At 64.8% G+C, this 24,270-nt stretch carries 20 protein-coding genes; 13 read left to right on the top strand and 7 right to left on the bottom strand.

All coding sequences use genetic code 11. The features are described from left to right. Positions 1 to 3 precede the first annotated feature (3 nt). Genes NYP07_RS13980 through NYP07_RS13965 form a run of 4 tightly spaced genes read left to right on the top strand, consistent with a single transcriptional unit; the run spans position 4 to position 5,417 of the window. The gene (locus NYP07_RS13980) at positions 4 to 1,434 is read left to right on the top strand and encodes a site-specific integrase (RefSeq protein WP_268151464.1); all 1,431 of its coding nucleotides are present in this window, start codon (positions 4 to 6) and stop codon (positions 1,432 to 1,434) included. Further along, entirely contained in the window at positions 1,431 to 3,116 is a 1,686-nt protein-coding gene (locus NYP07_RS13975) for a hypothetical protein (RefSeq protein WP_268151463.1), read from the top strand. The genes NYP07_RS13980 and NYP07_RS13975 overlap by 4 nt, the downstream gene beginning before the upstream one ends. Next, positions 3,113 to 5,047, top strand: coding sequence for a hypothetical protein (locus NYP07_RS13970; RefSeq protein WP_268151462.1), 1,935 nt, complete (start codon positions 3,113 to 3,115; stop codon positions 5,045 to 5,047). Before NYP07_RS13975 ends, NYP07_RS13970 begins: the two co-directional genes overlap by 4 nt. After that, positions 5,040 to 5,417, top strand: a complete 378-nt coding sequence (locus tag NYP07_RS13965; protein WP_268151461.1) for a hypothetical protein — start codon at positions 5,040 to 5,042, stop codon at positions 5,415 to 5,417. Before NYP07_RS13970 ends, NYP07_RS13965 begins: the two co-directional genes overlap by 8 nt. Before the next feature lie 274 nt (positions 5,418 to 5,691). Here the strand turns inward: NYP07_RS13965 and NYP07_RS13960 are convergent, their stop codons facing one another. Beyond that, the gene (locus NYP07_RS13960; RefSeq protein ID WP_268151459.1) at positions 5,692 to 5,907 is read right to left on the bottom strand and encodes a putative motility protein; all 216 of its coding nucleotides are present in this window, start codon (positions 5,905 to 5,907) and stop codon (positions 5,692 to 5,694) included. Between the two features lie 43 nt (positions 5,908 to 5,950). Then, positions 5,951 to 6,751, bottom strand: a complete 801-nt coding sequence (murI, locus tag NYP07_RS13955; protein ID WP_268151457.1) for a glutamate racemase — start codon at positions 6,749 to 6,751, stop codon at positions 5,951 to 5,953. A 173-nt stretch (positions 6,752 to 6,924) separates the two neighbouring features. Here murI and NYP07_RS13950 point away from each other — a divergent pair, with 173 nt between their 5' ends. The 4 genes from NYP07_RS13950 (at position 6,925) to NYP07_RS13935 (ending at position 11,527) form a co-directional block, all read left to right on the top strand. Then, entirely contained in the window at positions 6,925 to 7,689 is a 765-nt protein-coding gene (locus NYP07_RS13950) for an electron transfer flavoprotein subunit beta/FixA family protein (protein WP_268151455.1), read from the top strand. A gap of 75 nt (positions 7,690 to 7,764) precedes the next feature. Next, complete coding sequence (locus NYP07_RS13945) at positions 7,765 to 8,697, top strand: electron transfer flavoprotein subunit alpha/FixB family protein (protein WP_268151453.1); 933 nt, start codon at positions 7,765 to 7,767, stop codon at positions 8,695 to 8,697. 78 nt (positions 8,698 to 8,775) lie between these two features. Then, positions 8,776 to 10,563, top strand: coding sequence for an acyl-CoA dehydrogenase (locus tag NYP07_RS13940; RefSeq protein WP_268151451.1), 1,788 nt, complete (start codon positions 8,776 to 8,778; stop codon positions 10,561 to 10,563). Between the two features lie 10 nt (positions 10,564 to 10,573). Then, on the top strand, positions 10,574 to 11,527 hold the full coding sequence (locus NYP07_RS13935) for an NAD(P)H-dependent flavin oxidoreductase (RefSeq protein ID WP_268151450.1): 954 nt from the start codon (positions 10,574 to 10,576) through the stop codon (positions 11,525 to 11,527). Positions 11,528 to 11,572: 45 nt separating this feature from the next. Here NYP07_RS13935 and NYP07_RS13930 read toward each other — a convergent pair whose 3' ends face one another. Further along, complete coding sequence (locus NYP07_RS13930) at positions 11,573 to 13,813, bottom strand: heavy metal translocating P-type ATPase (RefSeq protein ID WP_268151449.1); 2,241 nt, start codon at positions 13,811 to 13,813, stop codon at positions 11,573 to 11,575. 95 nt (positions 13,814 to 13,908) lie between these two features. On the opposite strand from NYP07_RS13930, the gene cadR reads away from it, so the two are divergent. Further along, positions 13,909 to 14,364, top strand: a complete 456-nt coding sequence (gene cadR, locus NYP07_RS13925; protein ID WP_268151447.1) for a Cd(II)/Pb(II)-responsive transcriptional regulator — start codon at positions 13,909 to 13,911, stop codon at positions 14,362 to 14,364. A gap of 12 nt (positions 14,365 to 14,376) precedes the next feature. Here the strand turns inward: cadR and NYP07_RS13920 are convergent, their stop codons facing one another. Genes NYP07_RS13920 through NYP07_RS13905 form a run of 4 tightly spaced genes read right to left on the bottom strand, consistent with a single transcriptional unit; the run spans position 14,377 to position 17,806 of the window. Beyond that, positions 14,377 to 15,024, bottom strand: coding sequence for a trimeric intracellular cation channel family protein (locus NYP07_RS13920; protein ID WP_268151445.1), 648 nt, complete (start codon positions 15,022 to 15,024; stop codon positions 14,377 to 14,379). A 31-nt stretch (positions 15,025 to 15,055) separates the two neighbouring features. Next, positions 15,056 to 16,624, bottom strand: a complete 1,569-nt coding sequence (locus NYP07_RS13915) for an ABC transporter substrate-binding protein (protein ID WP_268151443.1) — start codon at positions 16,622 to 16,624, stop codon at positions 15,056 to 15,058. 58 nt (positions 16,625 to 16,682) lie between these two features. Then, positions 16,683 to 16,967, bottom strand: a complete 285-nt coding sequence (locus NYP07_RS13910) for a hypothetical protein (RefSeq protein ID WP_268151749.1) — start codon at positions 16,965 to 16,967, stop codon at positions 16,683 to 16,685. Beyond that, entirely contained in the window at positions 16,964 to 17,806 is an 843-nt protein-coding gene (locus NYP07_RS13905; RefSeq protein WP_268151441.1) for a 2OG-Fe(II) oxygenase family protein, read from the bottom strand. Before NYP07_RS13905 ends, NYP07_RS13910 begins: the two co-directional genes overlap by 4 nt. A 347-nt stretch (positions 17,807 to 18,153) precedes the next feature. Here NYP07_RS13905 and NYP07_RS13900 point away from each other — a divergent pair, with 347 nt between their 5' ends. From NYP07_RS13900 to lpdA, 4 genes are all read left to right on the top strand, one after another. After that, on the top strand, positions 18,154 to 21,009 hold the full coding sequence (locus NYP07_RS13900; RefSeq protein WP_268151440.1) for a 2-oxoglutarate dehydrogenase E1 component: 2,856 nt from the start codon (positions 18,154 to 18,156) through the stop codon (positions 21,007 to 21,009). 88 nt (positions 21,010 to 21,097) lie between these two features. After that, a complete protein-coding gene (gene odhB / locus NYP07_RS13895; RefSeq protein ID WP_268151438.1) occupies positions 21,098 to 22,339 on the top strand; it encodes a 2-oxoglutarate dehydrogenase complex dihydrolipoyllysine-residue succinyltransferase in 1,242 nt (413 codons plus the stop codon). Positions 22,340 to 22,352: 13 nt separating this feature from the next. After that, positions 22,353 to 22,676, top strand: coding sequence for a hypothetical protein (locus NYP07_RS13890; protein ID WP_268151436.1), 324 nt, complete (start codon positions 22,353 to 22,355; stop codon positions 22,674 to 22,676). 1 nt (position 22,677) lies between these two features. Next, positions 22,678 to 24,108, top strand: a complete 1,431-nt coding sequence (lpdA, locus tag NYP07_RS13885; protein WP_268151434.1) for a dihydrolipoyl dehydrogenase — start codon at positions 22,678 to 22,680, stop codon at positions 24,106 to 24,108. The last annotated feature ends 162 nt before the right edge of the window (positions 24,109 to 24,270 follow it).

Raw genomic sequence — 24,270 nt, 5'->3', positions numbered from 1 at the left:
ATGATGTCTAACCTGCCAAGTACTGAGCGATTGCCAGTGCTGCAAATCACTAGAGTTTCTGAGACGCCCGAGCCAAACGCGACAAGCGTCCACCTTTCTGCGGGAAGCAGAGAGCGACTCTACTACCGCGCGCCAGTCGCTTCCAAGACTGCACGCGGAACCAAATTCTTTAAATTCCCAGTCGTTAAGAACGGCGATGGCAGCCCATGGGCAGTGGCCTGCCTTTATCTACTGGATCGAGCGAAGCTTCGTCCGTTGGCAATGGAGACACTCGGGTCCGTCGCCGGCGACTTAGCTCACTACAAGTCATTTCTTGAAGAGTTCGAATACGAATGGGATGAGTTTCATTCGGCCGAGCCATATGCATTGCCTACGTATCAATATCGCGCGCATCTGTTGCACTTATTGAAAGTCGGCAGTACCAGCCACGGCGTCGCCAGTCGGCGAATGGCGGCAGTTATTGCCTTTTATCGTCATCTCCAAAAGCAAGAGAGATACGGTTTCCGCCCCGCCTTTTCCCCATGGCAAGACAGATCGGTGAGTATCACGTACAAGGATGCTCAAGGCTTTGAACAAAGCATGGGAGTCAAGACGACGGATATAAGCATCCCTGTGCCGAACTCGTCGGACCCATGGGATGCCTCTATCGATGACGGTGCAAAGCTGCGACCGCTTCCTCAAACGGAGCAACAAGCGTTGATTTCGGCACTCCGAGAGCTCGGCAACACCGAAATGTCTCTAATGCATGAGACAGCACTGTTAACCGGTGCGAGAGCGCAAACCATTCTGACGTTTCGTTTGAAGCACTTTAGTAGGCCGCCGGCTCAAGTTGCCAGTGACTATAAATTGCGATGCGGACCGGGCACGGGCATAGATACCAAGCGAAGCAAGAGCGGGGTCTACCTGACGATTCCGAAGTTGTTCTATGAACGCCTGTATACATACGCGCAAAGTGAAAGAGCACGACGTCGCCGAGAGAAATCTGTGCTTGGAGACGCCGAAGAAAACTACCTTTTCCTGACGCAGCACGGCAAGCCCTACTACGAAGGTGTCGACGAGAGAAACAGCCAGCGCGAAAATGATGAGCTGCTTAAATCAGCCAAAATCGCCCAAGGACTTCGGAATTATATTCTGGAGCGTGTGATTCCTCTTGTTCGGAAGAAGCTGTCAAATCCAGACTTCTCGTATAGATTTCATGATCTGCGAGCGACATTCGGGATGAACTTCGTTGATTTCTTTGAGAAAGAAGTGGAAGGCAATCCGGAGAAGCGAAAGTGGGTAATGCATCAACTTCGAGAGTTGATGTGGCATAAAAATGTACAAACCACGATGAAATACATTGACTATCGCAGAAATCTTCACATGCTCAAAAGCGCGGAAGAGGGCTGGGGAACTCACCTTATCAAGCTGCTTTCAGCAAGAGAAGAGAAATGACCTTCGCAGCCCAGCAGCTACAAGGACTGGTCAAGGTCAGCTTTCCATTCGACGACCTGCCGGATTTGATCTCACCGTCTAGGCTTGTGCTCGAGTTGCAGGGGACAAGGCGCACTCATATTTGGGCGTGGTGCTATCGGAACAGGGATACCTCAAACAAGCATCCCAGAAATTGGATTATTGATCCTGCTTCTCGCTGTGAGAAGCGGATCGCAGCACTTGCCAAACTGCTTCCGCCATTGAGCAGCCAAGCCAAGACAATTGGGTGGCGAGCTCGGACCGTCGAGACTAACCTTGGAGACTTCGGATCGTTTCTAGCTTGGGTGGACCGCGAAGAGCACAGGCTCCAATACGATGACATCTTCCATGACGCATCATGTGCAGTGAATGCGCTGGGCGCATTCAACGAATATAGCAAGGCCTTAATTCTCAGTGGCGCTAGAAAAATCAATTCAGCAGCGCAGCCGGTCCAGATGTCTCATAAGATTCTGCAATTGGCCCATGGGCGAGATTTTGCAGAAAGTCTCTCGCTTCTTACGAAGCGGCGAGGGAATGGTTCAACGACTGTGCCTTTACAGAGCGACAGCGATAGATATCTGCAAGACATTGCGCAATTCTTCGACCAATCTGTAGAGGCCATCTTATCTCGAGCGCGTGTTGCCTCGACAGGAGATACGGCGCAGATTTACGACGGGCAGGCTGCAAGTGACTGGGATACAGCTGTTAATGCTTCGCTCTGTATGGCGGCGCTGGCACTTGCTGACTCCGGAGCCAACTTGGCGCAGTTCCTTGGCCTGCAGTTCGATGACGAAATAGTGCAGCAATTGCAGAGTCCCGAGGTGTCCACTGCTAGGCAAAGAGTAATGAAGTTTAGAGCCGGTGGCAAATCTGTCCCTCTTACCTTTACCCTGGCGACGGTGCAACGAATGAGGAGATATTTGCTCCTTAGGAGTTGGATGCTTAAAGACCATCATTGTGGCGCGTTGTTTATTGCGCAAAATCGTCAACGTCAACCCGTGGGCATCTCAAAAGAATTCCTGCCGATGCTCCGTAGGCGGCTGAATAGGCAGGGGCTCGAACTTGCCAACATATCTGCCAGGGGCTGGCGCTCGCACAAGCAGGACTACGTCGTTCGACACGAGCCGTTGCCGATCGCAGCGGCGATCATGGGTCACTCGATCGAGACGGCTTTAAAGGCCTATAGCAACGGCCGCAAGGGCGACCAGGCGGATGAACTGGGGACTTACCTTGAATCGCTGGCTAGACGGGCTACAGAGGGAGCCAAGACCGCGGACCAGGTGCCCACTCCCGTCGGCGGGTGCTTGGGACCCGGCACGCCGGAGCCAGCGACCTCCACAGTTCCTATCCAACCAGATTGCAGGCGTCAAGAAGGCTGTTTGTTCTGCAGCAAGTACCGCGTCTATGCCGATGAGATAGACATGAGGAAACTGTTGAGCTTCAGGTATTCCCTGCGCAAGATTCGTTGGATGCAAGGTGCAAATGACTTCGTTGACAATGTCTACAGCCATGTATCTGGCATTTTAGATGAACTGCTAGCGGAACAAAGAACGAAGAATGAGCAGCTATTCGCTAGCATCGAAGTAGAAGTTGACAGGGACCACAAATTGACCGCGTATTGGGCTGCGAAGATGCAGCAGCTCGCTTTTCTGGGCTTTGTATGAACTTGGCGCTTTCCCGGCAAAATAGTGCGACCGACACGGCAGCCTGCCCGATCTATTTCGATCCAGAAATGGTGACTACTCGAGACAGACAGGGTAATCCACTCTCGCGTTATCGCGACGACGTTTGGGACTATTCGGCTTCCACTAGACAAAAGAGTAAGCGCCTATATCACCTCACCGAGTTCACCGAAACGTCGAAAGGCAACATATCGTCGCGAGACGGCGCGCTGGCGTCTCTCGTTATGGCGCAAGCAAAAGCGCTTTTGTGGACGTATATTTGTTTGAAAAACAAAGCCCCGTCGTTTGGGATGATATACAGTGTCAACGTGACGCTGAAGAAATGGGCGGTTCGGGCAGTTGCCGAAGGTCTTTCGCTATTCCAACTGCTCGAAAATGCGGAATTAGTTCTGGCCAAGATCGACGCCGAGAACGCCGGGGAACTCTCCACGACAAGCGTTCTATTGAAGGCGCTGTACAAGAATCGCGTGGTGTACGGTATTTCTTTTGACCTGGACAAAATACAAAAGGACCTTTACCGTTTGCGCATCGATTCTCCGGGCTCTCAGCAAACCCCATTAATTCCTGCCCACATCTACTCGTCAATCCTTGCATCCCTCATTTCAAACCTGGAAGAAATTGAGTCCAGTCTAGAGCGTCTCTTGGCTGCTTTCGCCCAGAGCAGAAACGCAACGAGCGAAATCCCTGAAGAGTTGGCTGGTAGCGCCCGAGGGCGATACCGCAAGGGGTTGCTGGAATCTGTCTTCGATTATGCGCACGAGCTAGGTAAAGAGCCAGGGAGTGGCACGGTCCACAATTTTCTTTGCTCCCGGATCCTTGACTGCCAAACGACTCTTATAGCTCTATGCGTGGCCTTTACAGGAATGCGCCTTGGCGAAGCGCTCAACCTACCGAGAGACAGCCTCGTCTCTTTTGAGCATGGCGGAAAGCGTCATTGGCTAGTCCGAGGCTTCACCTACAAGCTCGAAAATGGCGAAATGCGCGAGACGAGTTGGGTAACTAACGAAATCGGGCGCCGCGCCTTATCTGCTGCACAGAAGATCTCGGCGGCAATCGGTGCGAAGGCTGCAGTTGAGTCCCGCGAGGCTGAGTATCCGCTATTGTTCTGTGGGACTCCATCCGAATACTCTCGGCTATCCAACAGATGGAAGGACAAATGGACTGAACTCGTTGAGAACGTATGCCCAGTGGTCTCAGAAGCGGACATGTCCGAACTCGAGCGAATGCAATTGGGGCGGGATTGGGAGCTGACCGGGATACAGGTGGGCTTGCGGTGGCCTATGAGGGCACATCAGTTCCGTCGAGCATTGGCTGTTTACGCTCATAGAAGCGGCATGGTCACCTTGCCTTCACTCAAAGCACAGCTGCAGCACATCACGGAAGAGATGTCCATGTACTACTCGGCAGGCTTTCAAAAGGCAGCATCGCTGGTATTTGATACTGACCATTTCTCACATGAATGGAGCGCGGCAAAGGCTGAGTCAAGCTACTTTGGCTACGTCCTCGGATTGCTACTAAATGATGATGAATTGTTTGGCGGAGCTGCGACCTGGGCGCGAAGCGATAAGGTCAAAGAGTCATCTGTCTCGGTTCATTCACGGGAACATGGCCTGGAACTTTTCAGGCGAGGGGAAATGGCCTATTCCGAAACCCCTCTGGGTGGTTGTACTTCCACCGAAGAGTGCAAGACTAGTCCCCTGTCCGCCATTCCTTATGAATGCCTGAAGACAAACTGTAAGAACCTAGCGGTATTCGGCAAGCGTCTCGCGCGGGTTATCGAGTCTCAAGAAGCTGTCATCGCAGCGCTAGCAGCATCGGATCAAGGCTCTGTTGAGCACCGGCTCGAAGTCGAGAACCTGCAAACGCTTCTTAGTGCCCGAACGAAGCTCAAGGAGGCCCCGGCCAATGTCTGAAGCACTTGAGGCCTATTACGCAGCGCTAGAGCGGCTTAAAAAGCGCGGTTCGAAGATCAATAACGACACCGTAGCGATTGAAGCCGGCAACAAGAAGGGCTCGATAAAGCGCTCACGAGCGGTCTTTGAAGACCTCATCAAGGCAATAGATGCCGCGGCTGAAGAGATTGCGGAAAAGCGGGCTGAGCCAAAGGCTAAGATCAAACAATTGACCGACGACAAAAAGAGTTTGCGACAGCTTCTTGATGAATCTATCGAGCGCGAAATCAACCTGCTTGACGAGATATATACCTTGAAGGCGCAGCTTGAGGCGTACACAGCTGGCAAAATCGTACAGCTCAAGGGCGGTAGGGATACCTCAAGACAATAACCGTTGAGTGCTATGCCGGTGCAGAGGAGCATCGGTCGCCTGCCCCTGCGAAGCAGGGGGCGCGCGGTCGGCCCGCGCGACGACATGCGACGAACGCCTCCTCATGGAATGGACAAAACCGGCCTGTCGTGTCCATTTTTGTCAAGAATTGATGGACATGGCTGGCCTCGCTAAGTTGTTGATTCTCTAGGCTGCGGGGCTGTCCATTTTTTCAAAACCTGCTAGTACGTGCGCCGCGCACCAGGATCAGTGCCGGCTGGCTCCGGGAGGGGCCTCAGGCAAAGGTGTTGATGTTGCGACCCACACTGCCCTCGGTCGCCAGGGCCGGCTGCTGCGGCAGCGCATTGAGCAGCGCGATGGCTCCCTGAGCTTGCACGTCCAGTGCTTTTTTCAGCATCAGCGTGCTCGCCACGCCTTGAACGGTGTCCGGGTCGCTGTTGGAGGCGCTGTTGACAGCCGCGCCGATGCTGGCGGAACTGGTGATGTTCATCTGCGGTCTATCGGCCATTGCTGCGCCGACTTGAGGGCGGAAATCACGGGGCCGCAGACCAGTGCCGGACATCCGACTCGCACCAACCCAGCACGCGCTCGACCCAGCAGCGCAGTTGGACAGGGTCGCCGCTGGTCTCGATGTGCAGCGCAGGGGACTCCGGGCCAGGTGCCCACAGGTCCGTGGCCCGGCGGGCGACGGCGGTCTCGATGTGCAGCAGCTTCACGTCCGGGCCGAGGGCCGCCCGCCACAGCGGCTCGATCAGCGGGTAGTGCGTGCAGCCGAGCAAGGCGGTGTCGACGCCGGCGGCCCGCAGCGGTTCGCAGTGGCGGGCGACCAGGGCGCGCAGTTCGGTGCTGTCGAGGTCGCCGGCCTCGATGCGGTCGACGACTCCGGGGCAGCCTTGCACGACCACTTCGCTCGTTCCGGCATGCCGCTCGATCAATGCCCGCAGCCGTGCGCTCGCGGCGGTCGCGGGCGTGGCCAGCAGGCCGATGTGGCCATTGCGCGTTGCGGCGACGGCGGGCTTGATGCCGGGTTCGGTACCGACGAAGGGCAGGGCGGGCCAGCGGGCGCGCAGGGCCTCGATGGCATGGGCCGTGGCCGTGTTGCAGGCGACGACGATGAGCTCGGCGCCCTGCTCGATCAGGTGCTCGGTGATCGCGATGCTGCGCGCGCGGATGTCCTCGGGGCTGCGGTTGCCGTAGGGCGCATGGGCCGTGTCGGCCAGATAGCGCAGCCGGGCGGTGGGCAGCAGCGCGCGCAGTTCGCGCAGCACCGTGAAGCCGCCGACGCCGGAGTCGAAGACGCCGATCTCTCGGCGCGGGGAGGGGGCAGTCTGCATGGGCGCGTGCAGTCTAGCTTCACGATTTCGAGAGGGCTCTCCAAAAAAGCTTCGCCCGCGGCCGGCAAGGGTCTGGCTAGAATCGAACGATCGTGCTTTTTTATGCGTGGCCCCACCCGGAGCGCCCCGTAGAATCCAATTAACGTTTACGTCAATTCGAGCTGGAGTTTTCGATGAAGGTCTTGGTCCCTGTCAAACGCGTCGTGGACTACAACGTCAAGGTGCGCGTGAAGAGCGACGGCACGGGCGTTGACATCGCCAACGTGAAGATGTCGATGAACCCCTTCGACGAGATCGCCGTCGAAGAGGCTGTGCGCCTGAAGGAGAAGGGCGCCCTGGGCGAGGGGGGCGAGGTGATCGCCGTGTCCTGCGGCGTCACGCAGTGCCAGGAGACCCTGCGCACGGCCATGGCCATCGGCGCGGACCGCGCCATCCTGGTGGAAACGCCCGCCGACGTCGAACTGCAGCCGCTGGCCGTGGCCAAGCTGCTGAAGGCGCTGGTCGACAAGGAAGGTCCGTCCCTGGTCATCCTCGGCAAGCAGGCCATCGACGACGACTGCAACCAGACCGGTCAGATGCTGGCTGCGCTGACCGGCATGCCGCAGGGCACCTTCGCCTCCAAGGTGGAAGTGGCCGGCGACAAGGTCAACGTGACCCGCGAAGTGGACGGCGGCCTCGAGACCGTGTCCCTGAGCCTGCCGGCCGTCGTGACGACCGACCTGCGCCTGAACGAGCCGCGCTACGTCACGCTGCCCAACATCATGAAGGCCAAGAAGAAGCCGCTCGACATCGTCAAGCCCGCCGACCTGGGCGTGGACGTGGCGCCGCGCATCAAGACGCTGAAGGTCAGCGAGCCGCCCAAGCGCGGCGCCGGTGTGAAGGTGCCTGATGTCGCCACGCTGGTGACCAAGCTCAAGACCGAAGCCAAGGTCATCTGATGACCTTGTGGGACAGACCGCACGAGCGAAGCGAGTAGCTCTGTCCCCAACTGATCAAGGAATCTGGAGATTTTGATGACCGCACTTGTCATTGCCGAACACGACCACGGCACCCTGAAGTCCGCCACGCTGAACACCGTCACCGCCGCCGCCGCCCTGGGGGGCGATGTGCATGTGCTGGTGGCCGGCCACAACGCCGCCGCCGCTGCCGCGGCCGCCGCGCAGATCGCCGGCGTCGCCAAGGTGCTGCACGCCGACTCGGCCGCGCTGGCCGAAGGCCTGGCCGAGAACGTCGCCGCGCAAGTCATCGCGCTGGCTTCGGGCTACAGCCACATCCTGTTCCCCGCCACCGCCGCCGGCAAGAACGTCGCGCCGCGCGTGGCTGCCCTGCTGGACGTGGCCCAGCTGAGCGACATCACCAAGGTCATCAGCGCCGACACCTTCGAGCGCCCGATCTACGCCGGCAACGCCATCGCGACGGTGCAGAGCGGCGACGCGACCAAGGTCGTCACCGTGCGCACGACCGGCTTCGACCCGGCCGCCGCCACCGGTGGCTCGGCCGCCGTCGAGACCGTGGCCGCTTCCGCCGACTCCGGCAGGAGCAGCTTCGTCGGCCGTGAGGTGACGAAGAGCGACCGCCCCGAGCTGACCGCCGCCAAGATCATCGTCTCCGGTGGCCGCGCGCTGGGCTCGAACGAGAAGTTCATGGAAGTGCTGACGCCGCTGGCCGACAAGCTCGGCGCCGCCCTCGGTGCCAGCCGCGCCGCCGTCGACGCGGGCTACGCGCCCAACGACTGGCAGGTCGGCCAGACCGGCAAGATCGTCGCGCCGCAGCTCTATGTGGCCTGCGGCATCTCGGGTGCGATCCAGCACCTGGCCGGCATGAAGGACTCCAAGGTCATCGTCGCGATCAACAAGGACGCCGAGGCGCCCATCTTCTCGGTGGCCGACTACGGCCTGGAAGCCGACCTGTTCACGGCCGTGCCGGAACTCGTCAACGCGCTGTAAGCCGGCCCACGCAATCGCACTCGGGCGCCCCGACCACAGTCGTCGCGGCGCCCTTTTTGTCTCCGTCTGGAGGAACAAATGAGTTACCAAGCTCCCGTCAAGGACATGCTCTTCAACATCCAGCACCTCGCTGGCCTGGAGACGCTGACCCAACAGATTCCCGCCTTTGCCGACTTCGGCCTGGACACCGCCGCCGCCGTGCTGGACGAGTGCGCCAAGCTGACCCAGGACGTCATCGCGCCGCTGAACTTCGAGGGCGACAAGAACCCCTCGTCGTGGAAGGACGGCGTCGTCACGACGACGCCCGGCTTCAAGCAGGCCTTCCGTGCCTACGCCGAGGGTGGCTGGCAGGGCCTGGTGCACCCGGCCGAATTCGGCGGCCAGGGTGCGCCCAAGACCATCGCCGCGGCCTGTGCCGAGATGCTGCAGTCGGCCAATATGAGTTTCGCGCTGTGCCCGCTGCTGACCGACGGCGCCGTCGAGGCGCTGCTGACCGCCGGCAGCGACGCGCAGAAGGCCATCTTCATCCCCAAGCTGCTGGACGGCTCCTGGACCGGCACGATGAACCTGACCGAGCCGCAGGCCGGCTCCGACCTGGCCCTGGTGCGCACGCGCGCCGAGCCGCAGGCCGACGGCACTTACAAGATCTTCGGCACCAAGATCTTCATCACCTACGGCGAGCACGACATGGCCGAGAACATCGTCCACCTCGTGCTGGCCCGCGTGGCCGGCGCGCCGGAGGGCGTGAAGGGCATCAGCCTGTTCCTGGTGCCCAAGTTCATGGTGAATGCCGACGGCAGCCTGGGCGCCCGCAACGACGCCCACTGCGTGTCCATCGAACACAAGATGGGCATCAAGGCCAGCCCCACGGCCGTGCTGCAGTTCGGCGACCACGGCGGCGCCATCGGCACGCTGATCGGCCAGGAGAACCGCGGCCTCGAGTACATGTTCATCATGATGAACGCGGCCCGCTACGGCGTCGGCCTGCAGGGCGTCGCGATTGCGGACCGTGCCTACCAGAAGGCCGTGGCCTATGCGAAGGACCGCGTGCAGTCCCGCCCGGTGGACGGCTCGGTGGCCGGCAGCGCGGCCATCATCCACCACCCCGACGTGCGCCGCATGCTGATGACGATGCGTTCGCTGACCGAGGGCTGCCGCGCGATGGCGAGCACCGCCGCCGCGGCCTTCGACGCGGCCCACCACCACCCCGATGCGGAAGCCCGCAAGCAGAACCAGGCCTTCTACGACTTCATGGTGCCGCTGGTGAAGGGCTACAGCACCGAGATGAGCCTGGAGGTCACCGACCTCGGCGTGCAGGTGCACGGCGGCATGGGCTTCATCGAGGAGACCGGCGCGGCCCAGCACTACCGTGACGCGAAGATCCTGACCATCTACGAGGGCACGACGGCCATCCAGGCGAACGACCTCGTCGGCCGCAAGACGGCGCGCGACGGCGGCCAGCTGGCGCGTGCCGTGGCGGGCCAGATCGAGGCGACCGAGGCCGCACTGGCCAGGCGCGACAGCGCGGCGGCCCGGGCCATGCTGAAGGCGCTGCGCGCGTCGCGCGCGGACTACCTCGCCGTCGTCGACTTCATCGCGGCCCAGGCCAAGGGCAATCCCAACGTCGCCTATGCCGGCTCCGTGCCCTATCTGATGCTGGCCGGCAACCTCGTCGCCGGCTGGCAGCTCGCCCGCGCGCTGCTGGTGGCGGAAGACATGCTGGCGACCGACCCCGCCTTCATGGGCGCCAAGATCGCCACGGCGCGCTTCTACGCCGAGCACATCCTGCCGCGCACCGGCGCGCTGCGCGCCGCCATCGTCGACGGCGCCGACAGCGTGACCGAGCTGCCGCTCGAAGCCTTCTGAGGAGACCGAATTGGCTTTGCCACCGATCCTGAAGAACCTGCCGCTGCCGGTCATCGGCTCGCCGCTGTTCATCATCAGCAACCCCAGGCTCGTCATCGAGCAGTGCAAGGCCGGCGTCGTCGGCTCCATGCCGGCGCTGAACGCCCGGCCTGCCGAACTGCTCGACGAATGGCTGAACGAGATCACGACGGAGCTGGCCGCCTACGACCGCGCCAACCCGGACCAGCCCGCCGCGCCGTTCGCCATCAACCAGATCGTGCACAAGAGCAATGAGCGCCTGGAGCACGACATGCAGGTCTGCGCCAAGTACAAGGTGCCCATCGTCATCACCAGCCTCGGCGCGCGCGAGGACGTGAACCAGGCCGTGCACGCCTGGGGCGGCATCGTGCTGCACGACGTCATCAACAACAAGTTCGCGAAGAAGGCCATCGAGAAGGGCGCCGACGGCCTCATCGCCGTGGCGGCCGGCGCGGGCGGCCATGCGGGCGTGAAGAGCCCGTTCGCGCTGATCCACGAGATCCGCGAATGGTTCGACGGCCCGCTGGCGCTGTCGGGCTCGATGGCGACGGGCGATGCCATCCTGGCCGCCCAGGCCATGGGCGCGGACCTGGCCTACATCGGCTCGGCCTTCATCGCGACGGAAGAGGCGCGCGCCAGCGAGGCCTACAAGCAGATGATCGTCGCCAGCAACAGCGACGACATCGTCTACAGCAACCTCTTCACCGGCGTGCACGGCAACTACTTGCGCGGCTCGGTCGTCGCAGCCGGCCTGGACCCGGAGAACCTGCCCGAGAGCGACCCGAGCAAGATGAACTTCGGCGGCGGCGCGGCCAAGGCCTGGAAGGACATCTGGGGCAGCGGTCAGGGCATCGGTGCGGTGCGCGAGGTGCTGCCCGCGGCGCAGCTGGTGGCCCGCCTCAAGCGTGAGTACGCCGCGGCGCGCGCACGCCTGGCATTGAACTGAAGGCCCGGCCCTGTCGCCGCGACGGCCGCCCTCGGGCGGCCGTTTTCATGGGCGGCTGCGCAGCAGCCTCAGCCCGTTGAACACCACCAGCAGGCTGGCGCCCATGTCGGCGAACACGGCCATCCACATCGTCGCGCTGCCGAACACGGCCAGCACGAAGAACGCGGCCTTGATGCCCAGGGCCAGCACGATGTTCTGCCACAGCACGGCATAGGTGCGCTTCGAGAGCCGGATCGTCTCCGGCAGCTTGCGCAGGTCGTCGTTCATGATGAGCACGTCGGCCGCGTCCTTGGCGGTGTCGGTGCCGGCCGCGCCCATCGAGAAGCCGATGGCGGCGGCGGCCAGGCTGGGCGCGTCGTTCACGCCGTCGCCCACCATGCCGACCGCGCCGTGGCGTCCCAGCGCGATGACGGCCTGCTGCTTGTCCTGCGGCAGCAGATTGGCCTGCACGTCGGCGATGCCGACCTGGGCGCCGATGGCCTGGGCCGTGGACGGGTTGTCGCCCGTCAGCATGACGGGCCGCACGCCCAGCGCCAGCAGCTCGGCGACGGCCTCGCGGCTGGTCGGCTTGGTGGTGTCGGCGACGGCGAACAGCGCCAGTACGCGGCTGCCGTCCGCCAGCAGCGACACGGTGCGGCCCTGGGCCTCGTGGGCCTGCATCAGGGCTTCCAGCTCGGGCGAGCATTGGCCGCGGTCGTGGATCCAGCGGTGGTTGCCCAGCACGACGTCCAGCCCGTCGACGCGGCCATGCACGCCGTGGCCCAGCTCGGCGCCGAAGCCGTCCACCGGCAGCGCCTCGCCGTCCAGCCCGGCCGCCACGGCCTTGGAGACCGGGTGGTCGGAGCGGGCCGCGAGGCTGTGCGCGATGCGCAGCACGCGCGCCTCGGCCAGGTCGGCGGCGAGCACGCGCTGCGCGACGAGGCGCGGGCGGCCCTCGGTGAGTGTGCCGGTCTTGTCCAGGGCCAGCACCTTGAGCTTGCGCGCCTGCTCCAGGTGCACGCCGCCCTTGATGAGGATGCCGCGCCGCGCGGCCGCGGCCAGGCCGCTGACCACCGTGACCGGCGTGGAGATGACGAGCGCGCAGGGGCAGGCGATGACGAGCAGCACCAGCGCCTTGTAGATGCCGGTGAGCCAGGGCCAGCCCAGCAGCGCCGGCGTGCCGACGGCCACGGCCAGCGCCAGCACGAAGACGGCCGGCGTGTAGACGGCGGCGAAGCGGTCGACGAAGCGCTGCGTCGGCGCGCGCTGGCCCTGGGCCGCCTCGACGGCGTGGATGATGCCGGCCAGCACCGTGTCGCCGGCCGGCCTGGTGACTTCGAACTCCAGCGCGCCGCCCTGGTTGATGGTGCCGGCGAAGACCGCGTCGCCCGTCGCCTTGTCCACCGGGATGCTTTCACCGGTGACGGGCGACTGGTCCACCGCGCTGCGGCCGGCCGTAACCCGGCCGTCGAGCGCAAAGCGCTCGCCCGGCTTGACGCGCGCGGTTGCACCCACGGCCACGGCCTTGGCGTCCACGCGGGCCCAGCTGCCGTCGGGCTGGCGAACCTCGGCCTGCTCAGGCGACAGGGCCAGCAGGCCCGTGATGGCATGGCGCGCGCGCTCCACCGAGCGGGCTTCGATGAACTCGGCCAGCGAGTACAGCGCCATCACCATCGCGGCCTCGGGCCATTGGCCGATGGCGAAGGCGCCCGCGACGGCGACCGACATCAGCGCATTGATGTTGAGCTGGCCGCGCAGCAGGGCCGCCAGCCCCTTGCGGAAGACCGCGAGGCCGGACAGCGCGACGGCGAGCGCGGCGACCGCCATGCCGGCGGCCTGCCAGGCCATGCCGTCGGGCGCGAGGAAGTGCAACAGCTCGGCGCCCACGGCCACGGTCAGCGCGGCCAGCAGGCGCAGGAGTTCGGCGCGCTGGGCCTTGGCCGTGTCCGCGGCGGCCGGCGGGGCGGACAGCGTCTCGGTCTGGAAGCCGGCGCCGGCGATGGCGGCCGTGATGGCGGCCCACGACGCCGCCGGCGCATCCACGCTCAGCGCGCGCGCAGGCAGGTCGAAATGCAGGCGGCGCACGTCGGCGAAACCCTCCAGCGCGCGGCGGATCTGGCCTTCCTCGGTCGGGCAGTCCATCGCCGGGATGCGCAGCAGCAGCCCACCTCGGGCGGCCGGCATGCTCGGCGGCGTGGGTTCGGCGCCGTGGCAGCAGCCTGGGTCGTGCGAGTGCTCAGGCGAGTGACCATGTCCGTGGTGGTGATCGTGCCGGTGCCCGGCATGCGTGTGTTCGTGGGCGCTCATGGGGTCTCGTTGCTCGGTTGCGGGTATTGGAATCCCTGGAGCAACTCCAGAGTCAAGTGACTAGACTGTTGCCTCGACATCTGCCGGGAGCCGCCTTGAAGATCGGAGACCTCGCCGCCGCCTCGTCGACCGCCGTCGACACCATCCGCTACTACGAGCGCGAGGGCCTGCTGCCCGCGCCGGGGCGCACGCAGGGGGGCTTCCGTGTCTACGAGGCCGCGCACCTGGAGAGGCTGCAGTTCATCCGCTACTGCCGCGGGCTGGACATGTCGCTGGACGAGGTGCGCGTGCTGCTGCGCGCGAAGGACGCGCCCGGTGCCGATTGCGGCGATGTCAATGCGCTGCTGGACGAGCACATCGGCCATGTGTCGCGCCGCATCAGGGAGCTGCGCGTGCTGGAGAAGCAGCTCAAGGACCTGCGCCAGCGCTGCGCGGCGGCCCAGAGCGCCGAGCAATGCGGCATCCTGAGCGGGCTGTCGGCCGCGGCCCAGGAGGGCAGCGCGCCGGCGGCCGCGCCGGGCGCCCATCTGCGCTCGGTGCATTCGCACTGAGCGGCGACCGCGTCAGCGCTTCGCGATGCGCCAGGCCGGCAGCGTGTAGCCCCTCCACAGCGCCAGGCCGCGCAGCAGCACGGCCGTCGCGGCGGCCGTGCTGATGGTGGCCCACTGCGGCGCGCCGAGCGCCACGGCGGCCACCACGACCCAGCCGCCGACGAAGCTGCACAGCGCATAGGGCCGGTGGTCGTGGAAGGCGGCCGGGATCTCGTTGCAGACGATGTCGCGCAGCACGCCGCCGAAGGTGGCCGTGATGACGCCCATCAGCACCGCGACGATGGCCGGCATGCCGGCATCCAGCGCCACCAGCGTGCCGTTGGCCGTGAACAGGCCCAGGCCCAGTGCGTCGGGCCACTGGATGGCGCGCTCGGTCAGCGCGAGGTGGCGCCGGCGCATGAACAGCATCGCGCTGAACGACAGTGCCATCAGCGCCCACAGCCAGTCCGCATGCTCGACCCAGAAGAACGGCCGGCGGTCCAGCAGCACGTCGCGCAGCGTGCCGCCGCCAAAGGCCGACAGGCCGGCGACGACGCACAGGCCCACGACGTCGAGCTGCTTGCGCGCCCCGGCCAGCAGGCCGGACAGCGCGAAGGCGAGGGTGGCGGCGATTTCGACGGCGGACTGCAGCGTGGAGAAGTTGATGACGGGAGGTTTCACCCGCGCATCATTCCATCGTTCCTGCCTCTGGCTACTTCACCGTCGTGAATCGAGCCTCGAAGGTGTCGTTGGAGCGGTGCAGCGTGTTCACGCCCGGCTTCATCGCCCAGGGCCGGACCTGGTGGTGGATGGGGATGAACAGGGATTCGTCGCGGATGCGCAGCAGCCCCTCGCGGATCTGCGCATTGCGCCTGGCCACGTCGGGCTCGAACTTGATCTGCTGGATCAGCGCGTCCAGCTTCGCATCGCTGACCTTGCCGAAGTTGAAGTTGCCGTCCGGTCCGCCCGTGCGCGTGTGGCCCCAGGCCTGCATCGCGTACTGGGCGTCGTAGGTGGAGACGCCCCAGCCCAGCATGTAGAGTGGCGACTCGCCGCGCTGGAAGGTCTGGCTGTGCGTGACGAAGGGCGTCGCGATCAGCCGGGCCTTGACGCCGATCTTGGCCCACATCGACACCGCGGCCTGGCAGATTTGCTCGTCGTTGACGTAGCGGTTGTTCGGACAGTGCAGCGGCACCTCGAAGCCCTGCGGGTAGCCGGCCTCGGCCAGCAGCTTGCGGGCCTTGTCGACGTCGGGCTTCAGCGGCGTGTCCAGCGCGGCGTCCCAGCCGTTGACGCCGGGCGGCACCATCAGCGCGGCCGGCACCGACAGGCCGCGCATGATGCTGCGCTTGATGGCCTCGCGGTCCAGCGCCAGGTTCATGGCCTCGCGCACCCGCCTGTCCTTGAACGGGTTCCTGCCCTTCACGCTGGAGTCGCGCAGTTCGTCGCTGCCCTCGTCCATGACGAAGAAGATGGTGCGCACCTCGGCGCCCTCCAGCAGCTTGAACTTGCCGTCTTCCTTGATCTTGAAGAAGTCGGCCGGCGGCAGGTCGGTGACGATGTCGACGTCGCCCGACAGCAGCGCGGCCACGCGCGTGGGCGAGGACTTGATGGGCAGATAGGTCAGTTCCGTCACATTGCCCTTGTTCGCGCCCCACCAGTCCTTGTTCTGCACCAGCTTCAGGGCCTGGTCGGGCTGCCAGGACACGAAGCGGTAGGGGCCGGTGCCCACGGCGTTGCGGCTGGCGAAGTTCTCGTCCTTGGCCTTGTAGTCGGCGATGCTGCCGGCGTTGTTCTTCAGGCACCACGACTTGCTCATGATGTTGAAGTTGACGATGTTCTGCAGCAGCATCGGCGTCGGCGCTTCCAGCAACAGGTCGACGGTGTGGTCGTCGATCTTCCTCACCTCCTTGATGCCCGACACATAGGTCTGCTTGGTGCCCAGCGGCTGGCGGATGCGCTCGAAGCTGTAGACGACGTCGTCGGCCGTGAACGGCGAGCCGTCGTGGAACTTCACGCCGCGCCGCAGCTCGAAGCGGACCTGCGTGGGCGACAGATAGGTCCATTGGGTCGCCAGTGCGGGCTCGGGCTGGTAGACCTCGCTGCGGCGCGTCAGGCCCTCGTAGATGTGGGCCGAGATGGTGTTGGAGGTGTTGTGGTCCTGCGAGTGCGGGTCCAGCGTCAGGATGTCGTTCTGCGCGGCCCAGCGCAGCGGGGCGGCGCAGGCGGCGCCCAGGGCCAGGGTGGCGAGCAGGGGCAGGAGGCGGAACCAGGTTTTCATGCGGCTTCCTCGGGGCGACAGAAGCCAAAAATGCTAGCGGCGGCTCAGGTGGTGTCCGCTAGGGCTTGCCCGCAGCCTCCAGCGAGCAGTCGCAGCCGGCACCGGCCGCGATCCAGCGCCTGACCAGCCAGCCGCGCAGGCCGCCCGGTTGCGCCGTCAGCGCGCCGCACACATAGCGCGCGCCGTCCCAGCGCAACGCGGCGCAGGCACCCTTGAAGCGCCGGCTCAGCAGCACGCCCAGCGGGCAGGGCTCGGCCAGGCAGCAGACGCCGCAGCCGTTGCAGGGCTGGCCGAGGGCCGGCTTGTGCGGCGCCTCGGGGTGGATCTGGATGATCCGGTTCAGGTCTTCACGCCCAGCTCGCGCAGGCGCTCGCTCAGATAGCTGTCGGCCGTGTAGCGGTCGCTCAGCACGACGTTGTCGCGCGGGTGCAGGAACAGCGGCAGCGACACGCGGCTCTTCCGCGCACCTGCGCCGCTCGGGTTGACGACGCGGTGCTGGGTCGACGGGTAATAGCCCTCGGAGGCTTCCTGCAGCATGTCGCCGATGTTGATGGTCAGCGTACCGAAGTCGCAGGGCACGTCGTGCCAGGCGCCGTCCTTGCCGAGCACCTGCAGGCCGGGCTCGTTGGCCGCCGGCAGGATGGTCAGCAGGTTGATGTCGCCATGCGGCGCGGCGCGCAGCGAGCCCTCCGGCTCCTGGCCCGTCAGCGGCGGGTAGCGCAGCACGCGCAGCAGCGTCTTCGTGCTGCCCTGGATCATGCGGGACAGCGGCTCGCGGTATTTCGCGGCGATCTCGGGCGGCGTGTAGCGCTCCACCCAGCCCAGCAGTTCCTCGGCCAGTGCATTGGCCTCGCGGTAGTAGGCGAGGGCGTCTTCCTTCAGCTGGGGCGGGATGCGGCCCCAGGGGTAGATGTGGAAATACTCCTTGATGTCCTTCTGCTTGAAGCCCTTGGCCGTCTCGGAGACCTCGGTGGAGAACCAGCCGTCCTGGGTCTCCTTGGCGAAGGCATAGGCCTGCTTGCCGCTGCCGTCGAAGAAGGCCAGCCAGTCGGCGTAGATCTTCTCGACCAGGGCCTGGCGGATCGGGTGGTGGGTCAGCACGCCGAAGCCGGTCTCGTGCAGGGAGCGGGTGAACTTCTCGGCGGCGTCTGCCGCACGGTAGTCGACGACCTGGACTTGCATGGGATCTCCTGAATGTCCGGGACTGTTCACGCCACGGCAATGGGCCGTTGCCGTGGCGTGAACAGTCCCCCGGCGCAGCCATTCAATCGCGGGGCCGTCGCCGGCGGCAAGTTTACGGGTCAGTCAACTTTTTCCGATCCCGATCGGTGAACTTTGTCGCAGCCCGTGCCTGTTGTCGGGCAAACCCGAGGTGCTAGAGTTCGATCCCTTGAGACTTATGGTCCTTCCCGTCCCTTTTTCTGACTACAGAGAAGGTGGGTCGCAATCCGCCAATCGGTCGAGCCGTGTCGCGGAAGGTTCTTCAACCAGCCAACTCCCTGGAAGCCGGGGCATGAGGTGAGCGAAAGATGATGCAGCAATACAGGTCGAACTCCTACCTGTTCGGCGGAAACGCGCCGTATGTGGAGGAGATGTACGAGGCCTACCTCGACAACCCGGGCTCCGTTCCGGACAACTGGCGCGATTACTTCGACGCCCTCCAGCACGTTCCCGCCGTCGATGGCACCGAGGCCCGCGACGTGGCCCACGCGCCGGTCATCGAGTCCTTCGCCCAGCGCGCCAAGGCCAATGCCTTCGCCGCCAAGGCCAGCAGCGCCGACCTCGCCGTCGCCCGCAAGCAGGTCCACGTGCAGTCGCTGATCGCGGCCTACCGCATCCTCGGCAACCGCTGGGCGGAGCTGGACCCGCTCAAGCGCGCCGAGCGCCCCAAGATTCCCGAGCTCGATCCCGCGTTCTACGACCTGACCGAGTCCGACATGGACATTTCGTTCAGCGCCGTGAACAGCTATTTCGGCGGCGAGACGATGACGCTGCGCCAGATCGTGCAGGCCCTGCGCGAGACCTACTGCGGCAGCATCGGCTCCGAGTTCATGCACGGCTCCGACCCCGGCGAAAAGCGCTGGTGGCAGGAGCGCCTGGAAAAGGCGCGCGGCAAGCCCAGCTTCACGGCCGACGAGAAGAAGCACATCCTCGACCGCCTGACCGCCGCCGAGGGCCTGGAGCGCTATCTGCACACCAAGTACGTCGGTCAGAAGCGCTTCTCGCTGGAAGGCGGCGAGAGCTTCATCGCGGCGATGGACGAGCTGATCCAGCGCGCCGGCGAGCGCGGCGTGCAGGAGATCGTCATCGGCATGGCCCACCGCGGCCGCCTGAACGTGCTGGTCAACACGCTGGGCAAGATGCCCGCCGACCTGTTCGCCGAGTTCGAGCACAAGGCCGCCGAGGACCTGCCGGCCGGCGACGTGAAGTACCACCAGGGCTTCAGCTCCGACGTGTCCACGTCCGGCGGCCCGGTGCACCTGAGCCTGGCCTTCAACCCCTCCCACCTCGAGATCGTCAACCCGGTCGTCGAGGGCAGCGTGCGCGCGCGCCAGGACCGCCGTGGCGACACCGCCGGCGCCCAGGTGCTGCCGGTGCTGGTGCACGGCGACGCGGCCTTCGGCGGCCAGGGCGTCGTGCAGGAGACGCTGGCGATGGCCCAGACCCGCGGCTACCGCACCGGCGGCACGGTCCACATCGTCATCAACAACCAGATCGGCTTCACGACTAGCGACCCGCGCGACCTGCGCTCGACCTGGTATTGCTCCGACGTCGTCAAGATGATCGAGGCGCCGGTGCTGCACGTGAACGGCGACGACCCCGAGGCCGTCGTCTGGGCCACGCAGCTGTGCATGGACTACCGCGCCGAGTTCAAGAAGGACGTGGTGCTGGACATCGTCTGCTTCCGCAAGCTGGGCCACAACGAGCAGGACACGCCGGCCCTGACCCAGCCGCTGATGTACAAGAAGATCGCCGCCCACCCCGGCACGCGCAAGGTCTATGGCGACAAGCTGGTCGCGCAGACCGTGCTGAAGGCCGAAGGCCCGGACGAGATGGTCAAGGCCTACCGCGCCGCGATGGACGAAGGCCGCCACACCGTCGACCCGGTGCTGACCAACTTCAAGAGCAAGTTCGCGACCGATTGGTCGCCCTTCCTCGGCAAGAAGTGGACGGACAGCTGCGACACCGCCATCCCGGTCGCCGAATGGAAGCGCCTGGCCGAAAGGCTGACGACGCTGCCCAAGGATTTCGCCGCCCACAACCTGGTGCAGAAGCTCTACGGCGACCGGGCCGCGATGGGCCGCGGCGAGGTCAACGTCGACTGGGGCATGGGCGAGAGCATGGCCTTCGCGTCGCTGGTGGCCAGCGGCTACCCGGTGCGCCTGTCCGGCGAGGACAGCGGCCGCGGCACGTTCACGCACCGCCACGCGGTCATGCACGACCAGAACCGCGCCAACTGGGACGCCGGCACCTACATCCCGCTGCAGAACGTCGCCGACGGCCAGGCGCCGTTCACCGTCATTGACTCCATCCTGTCCGAAGAGGCGGTGCTGGGCTTCGAGTACGGCTATGCCGCCGCCGAGCCCAACACGCTGACCATCTGGGAAGCGCAGTTCGGCGACTTCGTCAACGGCGCCCAGGTCGTCATCGACCAGTTCATCGCCTCCGGCGAAGTGAAGTGGGGCCGCTCCAACGGCCTGACGATGATGCTGCCGCACGGCTACGAAGGCCAGGGCCCCGAGCACAGCTCGGCGCGCCTGGAGCGCTTCATGCAGCTGGCCGCGGACAACAACATGCAGATCGTGCAGCCGACGAACGCCGCGCAGATCTTCCACGTGCTGCGCCGCCAGATGCTGCGCATGTTCCGCAAGCCCCTGGTCATCATGACGCCCAAGAGCCTGCTGCGCGCGAAGGACGCGACCTCGCCGCTGGCCGAGTTCACGAAGGGCGAGTTCAAGACCGTCATCGGCGAGCAGGACGCGGAGGTCGCGGCCGACAAGGTCAAGCGCGTCATCGTCTGCTCGGGCAAGGTCTACTACGACCTGGTGCGCAAGCGCGAAGAGAAGAAGTCGCAGGACGTGGCCATCGTGCGCGTCGAGCAGCTCTACCCCTTCCCGCACAAGGCCTTCGCGGCCGAGCTCAAGAAGTACCCCAACGCCAGCGACATCGTCTGGTGCCAGGACGAGCCGCAGAACCAGGGCGCCTGGTTCTTCGTGCAGCACTATGTGCACGAGAACATGGCCGACGGCCAGAAGCTCGGCTACGCCGGCCGCCCGGCCAGCGCCAGCCCCGCCTGCGGCTACGCCCATCTGCACCAGGAGCAGCAGAAGGCCTTGCTGGATCAGGCCTTCGCCAAGCTCAAGGGCTTCATCCTCACCAAATAAGACCGCCACGCGCAGCGCCCTTTGACAGGCGCTGCGCGCGTTCGCGCCTGCACCTCACACCCAAATAGAAGACACGGAGCCTCCCACCATGGCCATCGTTGACGTCCAAGTTCCCCAGTTCTCCGAATCCGTTTCCGAAGGCACGCTGCTGACCTGGAAGAAGAAGCCCGGCGAAGCCGTCGCCATCGACGAGACCCTCGTCGAGATCGAGACCGACAAGGTCGTGCTCGAAGTGCCCGCGCCCGCCGCCGGCGTGCTGGCCGAAATCATCAAGGCCGACGGCAGCACCGTCACCAGCCAGGAACTGCTGGCCAGGATCGACACCGAAGGCAAGGCCGGCGCCGCCGCGCCTGCCGCGAGCGCCGCCGCACCGGCTGCCGCGCCCGTGGCCGCCCAGGCCGCCGCCGGCAAGGGCGATGTGGCCATGCCCGCCGCCGCCAAGATCCTGGCCGAGAAGGGCCTGCAGGCCACCGATGTTGCCGGCACCGGCAAGGACGGCCGCGTGACCAAGGGCGACGCGCTGGCCGCCGGCGCCAAGCCGGTTGCCGCGCCGGTCGCCGTGGCCGCCAACCCGGCCGTCGCCAAGCCGCTGCCGGCCGTCGCCGCGCCGGTGCAGCCCAACCTGGGCGAGCGCCCCGAGCAGCGCGTGCCCATGACCCGCCTGCGCGCCCGCATCGCCGAGCGCCTGGTGCAGTCGCAGTCCACCAACGCCATCCTGACCACCTTCAACGAGGTCAACATGGCCCCGGTCATGGAGATGCGCAAGAAGTTCCAGGAGAAGTTCGAGAAGGAGCACGGCGTCAAGCTCGGCTTCATGAGCTTCTTCGTGAAGGCGGCCGTCGCGGCGCTGAAGAAGTACCCGATCATCAACGCCTCGGTCGACGGCAACGACATCGTCTACCACGGCTACTTCGACATCGGCATCGCCGTCGGCTCGCCGCGCGGCCTCGTCGTGCCGGTGCTGCGCAACGTCGACCAGATGAGCTTCGCCGACATCGAGAAGAAGATCGCCGAGTTCGGCGCCAAGGCCAAGGAAGGCAAGCTGTCCATCGACGAGCTGACCGGCGGCACTTTCTCCATCTCCAACGGCGGCACCTTCGGCTCCATGCTGTCCACGCCCATCATCAACCCGCCGCAGTCGGCCATCCTGGGCGTGCACGCCACCAAGGACCGTGCCGTCGTCGAGAACGGCCAGGTCGTGGTGCGCCCCATCAACTACCTCGCCATGTCCTATGACCACCGCATCATCGACGGCCGCGAAGCCGTGCTGGGCCTGGTCACCATGAAGGAAGCGCTGGAAGACCCGGCGCGACTGCTGTTCGACATCTGAGTTCGGGTTGACCATGTGGCTGTCCACTTCAGCGCAGCGTTATCTGGAAGGCCCGGTGACCGATCGCAAGTGGGCCGCCGCGGTGGCCGAGGTGTCGCAGTACTGGCACCTTTGCCCATGGCAGCAAGAACTGCTGGAAGCATGTGCCGATGAAGGCATTGCCAAAGCAGCTTGGTGCGTGTTTCGGGAGAAAGCGCTTGTGTGGGCAAGCAATCCGATCTCCGAACTGGACGGCAAAACGATTCGAGAACTTCAACGTGATGCAGTGATTGGCAAGGCAGTGAAGGGTTTCCTGGCCGAGCAGCGTCCTCTCAAACTCATCATCATCAAGAGCTGATATGTCCAAATCATTCGACGTCGTCGTCATCGGCGGCGGCCCCGGCGGCTATGTGGCCGCCATCCGCGCGGCCCAGCTGGGCTTCAACACGGCCTGCATCGACGAGTGGAAGAACGACAAGGGCGGCCCCGCACCGGGCGGCACCTGCACCAATGTCGGCTGCATCCCGTCCAAGGCCCTGCTGCAGTCCAGCGAGCACTTCGAGCACGCCAGGCTGCACTTCGCCGATCACGGCATCAGCACCGGCGACGTCGGCATCGACGTCGCCAAGATGCTGGGCCGCAAGGACGGCGTCGTGAAGCAGAACAACGACGGCATCCTCTACCTGTTCAAGAAGAACAAGGTCACGTTCTTCCACGGTCGCGGCAGCTTCGTCGCCGCCAAGGATGGCGGCTACGAGCTGAAGGCCGGTGATGAAGCCATCACGACCAAGCACGTTGTCATCGCCACGGGCTCCAATGCCAGGGCTCTTCCCGGGCTCGCATTTGACGAAGAGCTCGTGCTGTCCAACGACGGCGCGCTGCGCATCCCGGCCACGCCGAAGAAGCTGGGCGTCATCGGCTCGGGCGTCATCGGCCTGGAGCTGGGCTCGGTCTGGCGCCGCCTGGGCGCCGAGGTTGTCGTGCTGGAGGCCATGCCGGCCTTCCTGCCCGCCGTCGACGAAGGCGTGGCCAAGGAGGCCGCCAAGCTGTTCAAGAAGCAGGGTCTGGCCATCGAGCTGGGCGTGAAGATCGGCGAGGTCAAGACGAGCAAGAAGGGCCAAACGTCACAAGTTAGCGTCGCCTACACCGACGCCAAGGGCGTCGAGCAGAAGCTCGACGTCGACAAGCTCATCGTCTCCATCGGCCGCGTGCCCAACACGATCGGCCTGAATGCCGAGGCCGTTGGGCTCAAGCTGGACGGCCGCGGCGCCATCGAGGTGGACGGCGACTGCAAGACCAACCTGCCCAATGTCTGGGCGGTCGGTGACGTCGTGCGCGGACCCATGCTGGCGCACAAGGCCGAGGAAGAGGGTGTGGCGGTGGCCGAGCGCATCGCCGGCCAGCACGGCCATGTGGACTTCGACATCATCCCGTCGGTCATCTACACCAGCCCCGAGATCGCTCAGGTCGGCAAGACCGAGCAGCAGCTCAAGGCCGAAGGCCGCGGCTACAAGGCGGGCCAGTTCCCCTTCCTGGCCAACGGCCGTGCCCGTGCGCTGGGCGACACCTCGGGCTTCGTCAAGATCCTGGCCGACGCCGCCACCGACGAGATCCTGGGCGTGCACATCATCGGCCCGATGGCTTCCGAGCTGATCGCCGAGGCCACGATGGCGATGGCCTTCAAGGCCTCGGCCGAGGACATCGCGCGCATCTGCCACGCCCACCCGTCGCTGTCCGAGTCGACGAAGGAAGCAGCCCTGGCCGTCGACAAGCGCACGCTGAACTTCTGATCGCGCAGCGCAAACAGCAAGGGGCGGCCATCCAGTCGCCCCTTTTTTTGGTGCGCCCGGCAGGGTGCACCTACTCGGAGGTGAGAGTCCTCTATCAGCCCGGCAAGGGGAATGGTTAGCCAATGGCAAGGGTTCCGCGGGTGACTGTGGGTCTGAAGGAAG

The organism is Pelomonas aquatica (genome assembly GCF_026712205.1).
Classification (GTDB): Bacteria; Pseudomonadota; Gammaproteobacteria; order Burkholderiales; family Burkholderiaceae_C; genus Pelomonas; species Pelomonas aquatica.
Note: the sequence above shows the minus strand (reverse complement) of the source record. Positions and strands in the feature narration are given on the sequence as shown.